This is a genomic window from Devosia oryzisoli, from assembly GCF_014837245.1.
GTDB lineage: Bacteria > Pseudomonadota > Alphaproteobacteria > Rhizobiales > Devosiaceae > Devosia > Devosia oryzisoli.
Map to the genome: position 1 here is coordinate 1 of NZ_JACYFU010000003.1, position 13,013 is coordinate 13,013.

Below are 13,013 nucleotides of genomic sequence, written 5' to 3' on the forward strand. Positions count from 1 at the left end.
GCCTCCAGGTGATCGTTCAGGCTGAACAGCGACTGTGGGTCCATGACGATGCTCCATGATCAAGCATCGTCAGTGAATCACGACAGCATCAAAGGCGCGAGGGTTTTTGCGGGTGTCCAGCTTCATCCCGTGGCACCAAACGCCGACCTTCCCGTTATGCCCTATAGACTGCCAAACTATGCCGAGGGAGAGGTCACGTGGACAAGATCATCAGCACCTACGAAGCAACCGCAGCAGGAGGCGCCTCGGTGACTGTTTATGAAGTGGAGGCGGATGGCTTGAAGAGAATGCAGCTTTCGGACGGACGTCCGCTCAAAATGGTCGGCGACCGCGAGTTTAAGATCGAAGATACCGACGAGGTCTTCCTCTTGGACCGGCCCTACTCCCCGTTGCGAGGATAAAGTGGCGGGACTCACCATCCTCACTTCAAGCTCCGGAACACAGAGGTCTCGAGGTCGGTGATATTCGTTCCATGGAAAGGCGCCCGGTCGGCTGCACCTTCCTGAGCCAGCGTGCCCACGCTGATCGGTGGTTGGGTAAGAGCCGGTCCTGCTGAGTTCGCCTTAGCAGTCAAAGGCTTCGATCTGCTCGACTTCGTTCTGTTGGAACGCCAGATCAAAAGCCGTCGACGCGGGTGTCCACCCCCCTTTTAGATAATCGTCGAACGGCACCGCGTACTTCTCCGCAAAGCCAAGACCTGCGTCAGGCGCGATGATGACGGCCTTAACAAGGTCTTTGTCTATGAGCAGATCATCGACGACGCCGAGGTTGGCAAAGCCATCATCACCATCTGCAGTCCTCACGAAATCTCCGATCAATTCGGAGGCGCGATATGCATGAGCAGTTTCAGAGTTGCCTGAACCAACCAGTTCCTGAACGAGTGCCTGATCGGACAGCGGCGTCAAACCCTCCACCCCCTCCGCAAGCGCCAATGATCTGACCCAGGTTTCGCCAACCTCTACAGTCCTCCAAGGTAGACTTACGTGTGTTTCTCCCAGCCCCATGAAACCACCGAGTTCTGCACGAAGAGCAAGGACACGGCCGCTATCGTCGATGATAAGATCTTCAGTTTCGCCAACCGGATCGGCCCCAGGCCCATATACATCCAGATCATCAATCAAGCCTTCGACACTGATGCCCGTTGTACAGGCCTCATATCGCGTCGGTTGCGCTGCTAGCGGAGTTTGCCAGGCCAGAAGCGCCACTGAAGAAAAGGCTATGGCATATGCTTTCACGATGATCTCCTAGTTCGAAATGCCTTGGATGTGCGGTGCCTTCAGGGACTTCTAAGGCTGGCTTCCTGACGACCACAATGCCGGAGGCCCAGCCGGGACCTAGGGGTGGCACCGTAATTACCTGCTACGCCGGAGCATGCCGGGCCGCCGACCCAATAGTCGATGGCCCGACGCCGTGATGGGCTCAGACTACCCTTCGCTTGGTTGGGTCGCGTCGAGTTCGTCGTAGTTGAACGGCTCGAGGTTGCCTGTTTCGGAGCGCTCGTACGGCAGGTCGTAATACGGGCTACCCACATCCCAGTTCGACCCGTAATAGGGGTATCCATAGTAGCCACCGACGCCGTCAGGCGAGATGATCGTCGCGGACACCTGACCATCTGCGATGACAACATCGTCAACTATGCCGTACCCACGGAAGATGCCATTTTCTTGGATGCGAGCGTAATCCCCAATGAGCTCTGTGGCTCTCCACACACGGGGTCCTGTAATGACCTCCCCCGGCCCGTCGCCTTCCACCTTCTGGATGTTGGAGGCGGCGTCCTGCTGCCGCAGATACTCGTCCTGGAACAGGGAATAATCCTCGATATTATCTGCGGTGACTGGCACGATAACGCCGTTATCGGCCATCTCAACCTTGTCCCATGGAATGTTCACATGGGTGTCGGCCAACTCGAAGAAACCGCCGATCTCTGCCACGATCGACAGCACCTTGCCATCAGGTGCAAGCAAGACATTCTCGACCTGCCCAAGGTCATCGCCGGCTTCATTGAGCGCGTCGCTTCCGATCAGCCAGTCCAGGCTGATACCGCCGTTGTAAATGGACGAGTAATTCCAGTCGGCGAGCCCAATAATGCGGTTCGACTGCAAGGTCTCGGAAGCCGACTCGCCCCCCCCGGCAGTTTCGCCAGCGTCGGCCACGGAGAACTGGTCGAATTCGCTCTCTTCCAAAACCTGATCAGTATTGGTGTCATAGGCGCCATACATGCCATCCCGCAAATCATTCTCGTCGAGGAATCCGTCGCCCGAAGCGTCCCACTCGGCGACTGGCTGAGACACATCTATGCCGAGCTCCGGATGGTTCGCTTCAAATTCCTCTGCGCTCACTACCCCATCGTCGTTGGTGTCGAGCGACTTTACCGCTTCGGAAGCGACAGAACCAAACTCAACCGAGGTCAGTTCTGCGTTGTCGTCGCTGTCGATCTGGTCGAAAGTCCAGGTGGTCGCAAGTGCGGGTGTCACACCTAGAGCTGCTATCATGGCGATGGCGGTGCTTGTGCGTAGCATGCTTGCGTCTCCTCTCTTGATTACACGGAAAGCTCTGCGTTGGCAGGCTGACCGGATAACCGGAGTCGGCTAAGGTCGTTGCCGTCATCTCGATGACAAAAGGGACACTTCCTTTTGATGCCCGGTGCTGTAGGAAAAACCTAACCCCCGCGACGCTAATTGCCCTTTGGCGGGCCCCATCCCGGTTCTTTTATCTTGCTCGGAGAGCATCCGGAAAAGAGCGCATCGGCTTTGATACGTTGATATGCGGTGCTACACATTCTTCGCGCTGGTATCCTCGGGCCGGCGATGCATGCTCGATGGCCGTACTCCTTCTCGGCACATGACCCATCAGCATCGCGCTAGCCTCGAGCGAGCGGCACCGCCCCGCCTGCGGCGATCCGAAGGCCGGTTCGATCATTCCTTGCGGCAGGATGCGAATTACGTGATTCCCACCATCTTGCGGAGCCCACAAGCCCCCTCTACAGCGCACTTTGAAGAACATCGCCATAGGCTTTTTGGCCTCCGGACTTCCTCAGGTTCAACAGCCGGTTGAACTCGGAACGCAGCGCCCTTTCTGCCTCTGCGCATTCACGACAGCGCCCAACACACATGCGCGAGCCGAGAAGTAGAGCCAGAGCAAGAGCACCACTGTCGATGTAACCGAACCGAACGTTTCTTCCAGCCGGACGATTCTTTCGGTGTACAGTGAGAAAAGGAAGCTAGCACCTCCCCACAGGACGGAGGCTGTCGCCGCTCCTGGCGTCACCACAGCCAAGGTGGATGCGTGCTGCTCGGGTCCCCATCGATACAGCACACAGAACGATATGAACGCCACAAAAGCATCGCCGGCCAACGGAGCCATATCAGCCGGGGCGCGACCCCCAGCGCACCCGCCAATGGAGGCACCAGGGCGACCCCAACTATGCCGACAATTAGGAAAACGGCTGCGGCACACATGAAGAGCAAGGACACTAACCACCGCATGGGCGCGCTGCGGCTGCGTGGCCCGGGTTGCACCACAGAAAGGGCGAAGAGCAGGCCACGAAAGGCCCGCGAGCCGGTCCAAAGAGCCACCGCCGCTGAAGTGACAAGGCCAAAACCGAGCGTTTCGTTGGATCCGGCCAGCAAGTCGTGAATGCGCGACGTCAGGACCGAAAGAGCGGAGTCCGGCAAGACGAACCGCAGGCCGTTGACAAACTGGGTCAGGCGAGGCTGCTCCTGCAGGAGGCCTGACAGAGCGACGATGAATACCAGTGCCGGGAAAACCGACAGGAAAGTGAAGAAGGCTACACCAGCGCAGTGGGTCGACGTTTCGATCCGCCAGAGGTCGGATGCAATCATCAGAACGAGCCTGCACTTGCTCACGAACCCACCGCTCCTCTGGGGCGATGTACCGCTTCGGGGCATCGGCCTTTCCTGCTCATCCATCGCACGAGCGGACACTCCCTCGGAGGAGGCCACGTTCAGTCTCCGTGCTCAAGCTGCCTCGCAGATGGAAAACCCGGGGAACAACATCAGTCAACCTGTGAGTTGCATTACACATCATCTCTTCCCATCGTCCGAGCGTATGCTCCGGATAGCGCTCTCACCGACTAACCTCGCTACTCTCGACCCGGGATACTTACGTCTTCACCGAGAGCCTGCGAAACGTATAGCTCCTTTACCAGCACAAGAATGATGATGGCCAAAGGGACGCCGAGAATGACCCCGATTGGGCCAAACAATAGGCCAAAGGAAACGACGGCGAACATACCAAGCACTGGCGGAAGTTCTACCGTGTGCTGTTGCACTAGGGGTACTAGGAGATTGTTCTCCAGCTGCTGGATGACCACGTAGAGGCCCAAGACCCACACGAAGCTGCCCTGGCCGGCAGATAGTGCTACCGCACCTGCCGGGACGAACGCCAAGATTGGACCCAGGAAGGGAATAAACTCGAGAAGCCCGGCCAGGAAACCCAAGGCTAGGGGCGACGGTATGCCGATCAGGGACAATCCCGCTGTCGTTACGACACCGATGACCACCATCGTGATGATTTTCCCGACCAGCCAGAGCCGCAGTGCGTACCCGGCACTGTCAAGGGCCTTGCCAACCGGTTCGCGTCTGGGCACCGGTAGGAGTGTCAGTAGGCCTTTTTTGTACATTCTTGGATTGACGGCCAGGAATACGCCCGACACGAGAATGAAAACGATGCTGCCAAGTGCGCCAATCAGGTCCGGGAAGTAGCCGGCAATGTGCGGCATCCAGTTGATCTGCGCGGTGCGGAGCTGCGCGAGCACGTCCACTCCGAAGCGATTCCTGATGCTGTCGATAGCCGCAGGTAATTTCTCCTGCAGTGCAGTGAACTGGCCAGCCATCTGACTGCCCATCAGGAAAAAGAACACCGCAAATACTACAGCCAGGAGAAGGACGGCTCCCCCTAGAGCCCACTTCCTTGTCAGGCGCAGAAACCGCGTGAGAAGATCGCGAAGAGCCAGCAAGATGACCGCGACGACAAGCGCCCCCACCAAGAGGAACAACACGTGGGTCAACAGCCACGAGAGCCAAAAGAGGCTAAGAACAGCTGCGACAACAAAGGTAGCTCGGGCCAGCCAGCCCAACGGGATGGGTCCTGAATCCACTCTGCGCTCCTGGGGTTGTGCGAAAAGGCAGGCCTGCCGGAGGATCCGCATACTCCGGCAGACCTAGCGCCTCGCTGGTAGCGGAGCGCGTACCCCACGCCGTTCCAACGGTGTCGATGGTCGCCGCCGCTTAGCGTTTTTCGCTGTAGCCGGCGACATATTGCTCGGCCCAGAAAAAGCCGGCAGGGCCTACTGGCCCTGCCTTACGTCGTGCCTGGAGCCTTGGCTGACGTGTCTGTTGGCTAATTGCTCGAGCTGCTGGACTCGCCGGAGTCCGTCTCGGTATCGGAGTCACCCTGCTGACCAGCTTTCTCGTCGAGGATGTCACCCAAGTTGCGGGCAGGGTCCGCGTCACAGGCCACAACAACATCCTCTACTGGGATGTTGAAATAGCCGGAAATCCTCCCGATCTGTATGTCCGAACCAGACGTGTCTGAGCTCGTGTCAGCTGTATCGGCTGAAGTCTCCGAACTCCCCTCGTCGTCACCGGAGCTGGCCTCCTGGTCTGAAGCGTCAGACGCCGCATTGTCGGCAGCAGGGCTTCCGGCCTCGGCAGCTTTGCGCTCGCCCTCCTTGTATCCGGCGACAAAGTAAAGCACGCCCGGCACAGTGGCCGTGTCCAGGGTGGAGAGCTCTGCGCAGGTTAGATCTATTGCAGGCTTGCCGTCAGGAGTTGCAGTGGCCGCTTTATCCTGGGCGATTGCGGCGCCGCCAAGAGAAAGGCTCGCGGCCGCTGCGATGATGGATAGGCGATGGCTTCGATTCATGTTTTCCTCCACAGTGAAAAGAACTTTGTTGCTGGACCCCATGTCGCGGGACCCCAAGGGCAACGGCTTCCACGGGTCGGGGTTCGGGCCGCTATCGGTAAGGTGACCGAAGTGTCTCCAGGAAGACTTAGCAACCGCCGAAGAGGACAGGACCATCAATGAGGTGGCCATGGAGAAACGACATCATCAACGGTCTGGACGCTCTACACTCTGAGATGCTGATGCCGCATCTCCACAGGGTGTCCCTGTCGAGGGGTGAGGTCATCGAAAGCAGCGGGGATTGCATCTCGTCGGTCTACTTTCCGGAAACAGCCGTACTATCCCTTACCGCCGGCCCTGAAGCAGGGAAGTGTTCGGACGTAGCGTTCGTCGGTTTCGAGGGAATGACGGGCGTTAGCTTGGTGTTGGGGAGCAGGTTGGCCGCCTTCAGCAAGATCACGCGCATTTCCGGAACGGCAACTGAGATTCCAGCGGACGCATTCGAAGCTGCTCTTGCTAGTGCGCCTGATCTCAGACTTCATTTTCTGAAGTACGTGGAGGCGCTGCGCTATCAGGTCCGCGCCACGGTAGCGGCGACTTCTCAAGCCACTTTGGACAGGAAGTTGGCCAGGGTTCTCCTCATGATGCACGACCGCGCGAAGGGAGGGCACCTGCGGATTACCCACGCGACCTTGGCCTCGATGCTGGGAGCGACACGACCAGCAGTAAGCGCTGCGTGCGCCGATTTACACGCCGACCAACTGGTGCGCTGTAGTCGGGCCCGCGTCGAAGTTATTGATCGCGTTGGACTGCAGGCCCTGTGCGGCTCCCTTTATGGTGACGCCGAGAAGCATTACGCACGGCTTCTGACCGGCACCACTCACCTACAAGCCTTGCATGTTGCCGGGTGCTGAGATGACTAATTGAATTACGCGGCTGGAAACGTGGAATCATCGATGCTGCCTGCGCGAAGCTCGAGCCACGTCAAAGGGCTCGCTCTGGTGTCGGCGGTGACGCGCCCACCCCGGGCCAAAACCACGCATGGCGCCGATCCCATTGGACGCTCGACGGCGTTGGTCTCATACGACACGCCAGCTTCCAGGTGAGGTGGTCCCGATTTCTCAGACGAAGGTTTAAGGTGGATCGACTGATGAGAGAGACGATTCACAATGAAGACACCCAAACGGTTTTCGACCGCGTTCAAGGCCTAGATTGCGCTTGAGGCGATCCGCGGAGAGCGGACGATCTCCGAGCTGGCACCAAAGCACCAGCTTCACCCCAACCAGATCACGCAGTGGAAGCGGAAGGCTGTCGAGAAGTTGGTCAACTCCATCGGTGACCGTGCTTTGCCGAGCCGATTGCTGCCACTGGCCGAAGAATTGTAGTGCCGCATCATTCATCAATTATGCGTGGAGGTCGCGGGTCTCCAGTGCTGATCATGGCCTTGTTTTGCCCAATGTTGCAGCTTCCTGACGCTATCCTAACAAAATTTTAAGCTACAATATCATCCCGTTATCTTCGGGAACATTCCTCGCTAGGACTTATTATTGAGCTACCACGAAACAGGAGCTCAAATCACGCGTGTCGCCGCTTTGAGGACTACATCCGCCATTGCTTTATGTGCCGCCCTGCTGGCTGCGCCTCTAACCGGGGCTAGCGCCCAGGAGCACGCTAACCCCAGCGCTGGCTCGACCGGTGCCGCGATGAGCGGAAACCCGAACGCCGGCCCTGGCAACAATTCCAGTGACTCTGCGCCCGGAGCAACTGGTGGCACCATGAGCGCAAACTCCAACGCTGGACCGGGGAACAACTCTGGCAACGGCGGAAGTGGTTCTGCGTCGACAGCCTCGATTAGCTCTAGCACTTCGCAAATGGCTGGTCCCGAGGACGGGCACAAGTGTGGCGGGAAGGGCCACATTGACAACGACGCACCGGGCCACCAGCACGATAACTGCGACGCCACCGTTACCGGCTCAATTGGGGGGATCGCGGCTGTCGCCGCCAGGGCGGCGGGAGCACCAGCAGCGAATAGGCAACTGGCCGGCGCGACCCGGTCCGGTGGGGGTGCGCCGTTTGCGACAGCAGACTGTAGCCTGACAGCAGGCTTAACCCCGCTTTTTGGTACGCTGACCCGGGAGGAAGTTCGGGTTTTGGCAACAGCCGATGAGGCAGCGGTCGTCGCAGTGGAATGCCCAGAAATTTCGACCGACCCTGACGCCCAGCAGGCGGTCGCCGCCAACCCAGGGATCGTAAGGGCGCTGGAAGCGCAGGGCTTTGGCGTTCAGCAGGTCATCGCGGCGGAAGTGAGCGAACCACCGGTCATTTATGTAGAGGCGCCTTCGGGTGACTGATTGCAAGAGGGGCTCGCGGCACGGCGAGCCCCCTCGCTAAGTTGTATCGTCTGAATCCTCCAGCGTAAGAATGGCCCCAGCGCTATCGAGGATTACCCCATCTATCGCCGATGAGTGCCTCAGCGGCACATGGTTCCCTAGGAGCACTCAGCTCCACCTACCGTCGCTCCAGGGCGTCGCGCAGAAACCCGTAACTACCACAGGTGGGGCTGTGCCCGCTCCCGTCCTGCGATCTCGTTGGGCACGCCCGCCATGCATTACCTGCGGCCGTCTTCGGCATCCGCCTCACGCGGGTCCGCATCGCGAAGCCGCCGGAAGCTCTCCAAAGGTTTTTTCGATTAGGTTGGCGGACCGATCCGACCCGCCGGGGAACGTCAAGCTAAAGTCCGGCCGGCCCAAAAGCCGCGGCCGGCGGCCTTGGCGAGGCGGAGAGGGCGGCTTGCACCAGGTCAGAGTTGGTGAAAGGCCTAGATACCCACGGTGCCTGGGGTGCGTTAGGATATTCCGATGCGCTCCAAGCGGAAATATACAAGATCGGGACTGACGCTACCCGCAGCGCCTCCGCCAAAGCCTCACCTTGTTGGTCAGGAAGGCCCAGGTCGAGGGTGACGAGGTCATACCGCTGGTTGGCCATCAATGAAAACGCGCCACCAAAATCCGCGGTCAGTCTAACACACTGGCACCCGACGCTCTTGAGGATGTCTTCGATGTCCATGGCGATGAGAGCATCATGGCGGCGCGCATCAAGGCCGGGCTTGTACCCGGCGCGGCGGAACTGGCCGACGCACCGCTCCTGACTGGCTGGGCCGTCCAGCCCTGCCCGGCGGATTGTTCCGCCTAGTCGGCTTCGTTAGCGGCCATCCCCTGCTGCAGGACGGCTGCATCACCACCTCGGCGGTTCTTGCAGCCGATGAACAGACCGGGTGGGCGCGAACCATCAGCCGCTACTATCGGCTCGACCCCAGGCTCGGATACCAGCCCCAAAGTGATCAAGCGAGCATGCTCGATTGACAGCAAGCCGGTATGCCGGTGGGTCAAGCATTTGTTCCTTGCCAGGCTTCCTCCGACATTGCCGAGGAAAGGATGACCATGACCAAAAACAGTTCCATTGTCCTCGCGCTCTGGGTAAGGGCGGTTCGGGCAAAACATCGACTGCACTTGCCCTAGCGAGCCTGGCGGCCGCCGAGGGCCGCCGCGCCATAGTCCTCGACGCTGACCCGCAGCGTTCGGCCAGCGAATGGCATGCGGTGAGCGCAAACCCTGCCTTTGCCGTGCACAGCACCGAAGTCGGCGCAGTTGCCGCGCTGCTGAAACGCGCCAAAACACGCTACGATGTGGTAGTCATTGATAATCCACCGGCTCGCTACAGCGGCTCCACCGCCATTGCCGAGAGGGCCGGTATGTCGCTGATCTGCGCCCGTCCGTTTCTCTTCGATATCTCTTTGGCTCTGGAGTGGGTGCACGTCCTGAAGAACGCCCACACAACGCCATTGGTCGCGCTCACCGCCGCGCCACCTCTGCGCCTTGATATGGAGTCCCCAGCTGTCCGTATCGCGCGTGAGCGTCTCAAATCTGCAGGCGCGACTCTTTGGCGCCACCAGATCACCCACCGCCTCGCCTACCCGGAGTTGATCCATCGCGGCATGACGATTGCCGACCTGTCGGCCGGTGCCCCGGCCCGTACCGACTACGAACGCCTGTGGTCGGCCATTTGCAGGTGGAAGAGGTAAATGCCGATGAACACGCCGCCGAAATCGTCTCTCCGCGCAACCGCAATCGCGCCTGACCTGGTAGAAGAGACCGAAGCACGCGCTCAGATCTGCTACCGGCTGTCCCGCGAAAGGCGCGACATGCTGCACCGCCTCGCACTCGACCGTCATACGAACCTGCAGGGCCTTCTCGATGAGGCCGTGGGCGACCTCCTCGCCAAGCTGCAGGTGGACTCGTAATCCGAATCGCGCGCTGTCTTGCTGTATTACTAGCTTGCGATCATTGCAGCTTGCTAGCAGTACAGCGGGGAGGTGAGCGAAGGTGTCGTCCCGATGTCCGCAACGCGCACCATTTGGACATCCAAGGCGCCCTGTGACTGCCCTAGAAGCGGACAGCGGCGCATCCATTTGTCCAGCAGTATGCGCGCCATTTACTGTTCCAATCTTCACTTCAGAACTGCGTCGCATTGGGTATCGACGACAAAGGCCGGTACGCCCACCCCTTACGCTGCCGGGCACAATGTGAGGAAACTGCCGAACCAAAGGCAGCCGCTCCTGTCGGGCGCGGCCTTGCGCCAAGCGGACCATTCACCTCTGAGACAAATCTTTGTCCAGATTGCTGGGCGCCTGATCTCGCCCTAAGATCAAGCAATCGCCGATATTATAGGCAGGCAAACCTTTGATGGTTACAGCTCCTCCAGGCAAAGCTTTGTTTTGGGAAGGCGGTAGCCTCTGGATTGGCCTGACCCATGTGACAAGCGACTATCACGCTCATCACGCCATCCAGCTGGGGCTGGCGCTGACCGGGACCTGCCAGTTCAGAACAAGACGGGATGCTGACTGGATACACTACTCGGGTGCACTCATACCCCCAAACTTCGAGCATACGTTCCAGGCTCCGGGCGATCTGGTTGCCAATCTGTTCTGCGATCCGGAGTCCACTGTGGGGCGGATGATCGCCGGCCGGCTCAACGCCAGGACGATCACGCCGCTCGACGCCGATACGACCGGTGGCTTGGCAGCTGAACTCAAGCATGCCTTTCTCACCGGAGCAGACACCAACACCTTGATGGCCGCCGCCAAGCGTTGCTTCACCCTGCTGATCGACGGCGCCAGCTTCGCCACGCCAACCGACCCGCGGATCGAAAGGGCGGTGGCCGAAATCCATCGCCGGATCAATGAACCCCTGACGTTGGGTGAAATTGCCGGCATCGTGAACCTGTCGGAGGGTCGTTTCCGGCACCTGTTCGTCAGCGAGACCGGCCTCCACTTCAGGGCTTACGTATTGTGGGCGCGCCTCAACAAGGCGCTCCAGCTGGGCTTTGCAGGAAGCAGTTGGACTGAGGCCGCCCACGCCGCCAATTTTTCTGACGCGGCCCATCTGACGCGGACCTGCCAACGCATGTTTGGTTTTGCTCCCACCCACGCTCAGCGCGGGCAGATCGAGATGCAGACCTCGAGCGTGATGTGAATGGTGTGGTCATCTCGGGGCTTCACTGCTCAAGGTGACGAGGAAGGCCACCAGGGCATCCTGCTCTTCCTGGGAGAGGTCAAGCGGCTCGAGTTCGGAGTGTCCCTCAGGAGCGAGCGGCGCCTCGCTATAGTGCGTGACCACGTCGGCTAGAGAGGCCATCTGCCCGGCATGCATGAACGGCGCCCTCGCCGCTACGTTTCGCAGTGAGGGGGTCTTGAAGGCGCGAACCAGTTCCTCGCCTTCCGACTTCATGAAGGTGAGCTCCGTGCACACCTCAGGCTTGGCGTCGCTGAACTCTCCAAGGCAGTTGAAGGGATCGCGCTGGACGATCGCCACGCCGCCGGCCCGCCCGGTGTCTGGAGGCAGGTGTGCAACGGCGGGCACGCCGGTGTTGTGGAAATCATTGTCGGTGAAGAGCGGCCCGTTGTGACAGTTGACGCAGTTGCCCGCACCGATGAACAGCTTGAGGCCGGTGAGTTCCTGCGCAGTCAATGCGTCGGAGGGCTGTCCACTGGAAACAGCGTCGGCGTACAGGTCGAAGCGGGACTTCTGCGGCACTATGGTGCGCTCGAAGGCTGCTATTGCCTTGCCGACATTGGCGAAGGCGCGGTCCAGCGGCAGCTCGACCGGCTCTGCGCCGAAGACCGCGCGGAACTCTTGGGCGTAATTCGCCGCCACGACTTCGACGATGGCCTGGCGGTTGCTGCCGTGCTCGGTGGGGTTCTCAAGCGGCCCAAGGGCTTGCGCCCATTGGCTATCCGCCCGCCCGTCCCAGAACTGCCAGGGACTGTAGGCCGTGCCAGCGATCGGCATGGTCCGCCGCGCGGTCTCCCCGATGCCCCGCCCGAGCGGAATACCATCCTGGAACTGCCGATCCGGAAGGTGACAGCTGGCGCAGGCCACTTTCCCGTTGCCGCTCATCCTTGTGTCAAAGAAGAGCTTGCGCCCGAGGACTGCGGCTCGAGGATCGTCGGCCACGGCATTGGACGGGTCCGGCGGCAGCTCGGGAAGGCCGGACAGGGACAAAGAGGAGATGAGCTGCAGCTCCCGATCCGTCCACCGGACGGACGCATCGCGCGGAACAGAGGCGAGCATGCCTGCCGTCATTGCCGCGAGGATGGCCGCAGCGCTGAAAAGGGCTAACTTCCTGTCCATGTCACAGCGCCAGGTTGAACGTTGCCGTATCGACGCCGGCGGTACCCGAGATCTCGACCTTCAGCACCCACCAGCCGGGCATGTTGAACCTCATGCCTCCGACGATGTGGCGGCCGTGATGATCCTTGCCCGTAACCGCCGGGACCGTGGGCAGACCGTGGCCGTGCTGGGGCATGCCGCCATCGATGACGATGTCAGCGTCTACCGGCTGACCGGCGGCATCGGTAACGTCGACCAGCCACGCGTGCATCTTGCCCACAGGCACCGGATCGATGCCGGGAACGAGCGTGACCTGGTAGTGACCATCCTTCGAGAGGTGGGAGAGGCTGTAGTCGAGGTCGGCGGGCGGTGTGGACCGGGTTGCCGCGAACGCGATGCCGCCGGCGACCAGGAGCACGGCAGGAATGAGCCAGAGCTTTTGGAACACTGTTCTTCTCTTTGTTAGGGATGTGGTTTGAT

General features: G+C 60.2%; 15 protein-coding genes and 1 pseudogene. 8 read left to right on the forward strand and 8 right to left on the reverse strand.

Annotated elements, in window-relative coordinates; translation table 11 throughout:
* The first annotated feature begins 197 nt into the window (after nucleotides 1–197).
* The gene (locus IC608_RS11405; RefSeq protein WP_191775500.1) at nucleotides 198–401 is read left to right on the forward strand and encodes a hypothetical protein; all 204 of its coding nucleotides are present in this window, start codon (nucleotides 198–200) and stop codon (nucleotides 399–401) included.
* Nucleotides 402–563: 162 nt separating this feature from the next.
* Here the strand turns inward: IC608_RS11405 and IC608_RS11410 are convergent, their stop codons facing one another.
* The 5 genes and pseudogenes from IC608_RS11410 to IC608_RS11435 form a co-directional block, all read right to left on the reverse strand.
* On the reverse strand, nucleotides 564–1,235 hold the full coding sequence (locus tag IC608_RS11410) for a PRC-barrel domain-containing protein (protein ID WP_191775501.1): 672 nt from the start codon (nucleotides 1,233–1,235) through the stop codon (nucleotides 564–566).
* Between the two features lie 189 nt (nucleotides 1,236–1,424).
* A complete protein-coding gene (locus IC608_RS11415) occupies nucleotides 1,425–2,519 on the reverse strand; it encodes a PRC-barrel domain-containing protein (protein ID WP_191775502.1) in 1,095 nt (364 codons plus the stop codon).
* Nucleotides 2,520–3,039: 520 nt separating this feature from the next.
* Nucleotides 3,040–3,929: pseudogene (locus IC608_RS18605) on the reverse strand (YihY/virulence factor BrkB family protein).
* 173 nt (nucleotides 3,930–4,102) lie between these two features.
* Nucleotides 4,103–5,119, reverse strand: coding sequence for an AI-2E family transporter (locus tag IC608_RS11430; protein WP_191775508.1), 1,017 nt, complete (start codon nucleotides 5,117–5,119; stop codon nucleotides 4,103–4,105).
* Between the two features lie 242 nt (nucleotides 5,120–5,361).
* On the reverse strand, nucleotides 5,362–5,928 hold the full coding sequence (locus IC608_RS11435; protein WP_191775509.1) for an HdeA/HdeB family chaperone: 567 nt from the start codon (nucleotides 5,926–5,928) through the stop codon (nucleotides 5,362–5,364).
* A 374-nt stretch (nucleotides 5,929–6,302) separates the two neighbouring features.
* Between IC608_RS11435 and IC608_RS11440 the strand changes: the two genes are divergently transcribed.
* From IC608_RS11440 to IC608_RS11450, 3 genes are all read left to right on the forward strand, one after another.
* A complete protein-coding gene (locus IC608_RS11440; RefSeq protein WP_191775510.1) occupies nucleotides 6,303–6,779 on the forward strand; it encodes a Crp/Fnr family transcriptional regulator in 477 nt (158 codons plus the stop codon).
* A 312-nt stretch (nucleotides 6,780–7,091) separates the two neighbouring features.
* Complete coding sequence (locus tag IC608_RS18610; protein WP_428055737.1) at nucleotides 7,092–7,250, forward strand: transposase; 159 nt, start codon at nucleotides 7,092–7,094, stop codon at nucleotides 7,248–7,250.
* Nucleotides 7,251–8,015: 765 nt separating this feature from the next.
* Complete coding sequence (locus IC608_RS11450) at nucleotides 8,016–8,216, forward strand: hypothetical protein (protein ID WP_191775511.1); 201 nt, start codon at nucleotides 8,016–8,018, stop codon at nucleotides 8,214–8,216.
* Nucleotides 8,217–8,595: 379 nt separating this feature from the next.
* Here the strand turns inward: IC608_RS11450 and IC608_RS18615 are convergent, their stop codons facing one another.
* Nucleotides 8,596–8,931, reverse strand: a complete 336-nt coding sequence (locus IC608_RS18615) for a response regulator (RefSeq protein WP_191775512.1) — start codon at nucleotides 8,929–8,931, stop codon at nucleotides 8,596–8,598.
* Between the two features lie 113 nt (nucleotides 8,932–9,044).
* On the opposite strand from IC608_RS18615, the gene IC608_RS18620 reads away from it, so the two are divergent.
* From IC608_RS18620 to IC608_RS18485, 4 genes are all read left to right on the forward strand, one after another.
* Nucleotides 9,045–9,227, forward strand: coding sequence for a DUF6634 family protein (locus IC608_RS18620; RefSeq protein WP_428055208.1), 183 nt, complete (start codon nucleotides 9,045–9,047; stop codon nucleotides 9,225–9,227).
* Nucleotides 9,228–9,265: 38 nt separating this feature from the next.
* Complete coding sequence (locus IC608_RS11460; protein WP_191775513.1) at nucleotides 9,266–9,946, forward strand: AAA family ATPase; 681 nt, start codon at nucleotides 9,266–9,268, stop codon at nucleotides 9,944–9,946.
* Nucleotides 9,947–9,952: 6 nt separating this feature from the next.
* Entirely contained in the window at nucleotides 9,953–10,165 is a 213-nt protein-coding gene (locus IC608_RS11465) for a hypothetical protein (RefSeq protein ID WP_191775514.1), read from the forward strand.
* 511 nt (nucleotides 10,166–10,676) lie between these two features.
* Nucleotides 10,677–11,396, forward strand: a complete 720-nt coding sequence (locus tag IC608_RS18485; protein WP_191775515.1) for a helix-turn-helix domain-containing protein — start codon at nucleotides 10,677–10,679, stop codon at nucleotides 11,394–11,396.
* Nucleotides 11,397–11,405: 9 nt separating this feature from the next.
* On the opposite strand, the gene IC608_RS11475 is transcribed toward IC608_RS18485, so the two are convergent.
* Together IC608_RS11475 and IC608_RS18350 are read right to left on the reverse strand one after the other, a co-directional pair.
* Nucleotides 11,406–12,554: a cytochrome-c peroxidase gene (locus tag IC608_RS11475; protein WP_191775516.1), complete on the reverse strand. Its 1,149-nt coding sequence runs from the start codon at nucleotides 12,552–12,554 to the stop codon at nucleotides 11,406–11,408.
* 1 nt (nucleotide 12,555) lies between these two features.
* Nucleotides 12,556–12,981: a FixH family protein gene (locus IC608_RS18350; RefSeq protein ID WP_191775518.1), complete on the reverse strand. Its 426-nt coding sequence runs from the start codon at nucleotides 12,979–12,981 to the stop codon at nucleotides 12,556–12,558.
* Nucleotides 12,982–13,013: the final 32 nt, after the last annotated feature.

Bases quoted from the DNA above. Each gene is read 5' to 3' on its own strand.
- IC608_RS11435 (WP_191775509.1), bottom strand. From the start codon at position 5,928: ATGGGGTCCAGCAACAAAGTTCTTTTCACTGTGGAGGAAAACATGAAT.
- IC608_RS11415 (WP_191775502.1), bottom strand. From the start codon at position 2,519: ATGCTACGCACAAGCACCGCCATCGCCATGATAGCAGCTCTAGGTGTG.
- IC608_RS18615 (WP_191775512.1), bottom strand. From the start codon at position 8,931: ATGGACATCGAAGACATCCTCAAGAGCGTCGGGTGCCAGTGTGTTAGA.
- IC608_RS11475 (WP_191775516.1), bottom strand. From the start codon at position 12,554: ATGGACAGGAAGTTAGCCCTTTTCAGCGCTGCGGCCATCCTCGCGGCA.
- IC608_RS11465 (WP_191775514.1), top strand. From the start codon at position 9,953: ATGAACACGCCGCCGAAATCGTCTCTCCGCGCAACCGCAATCGCGCCT.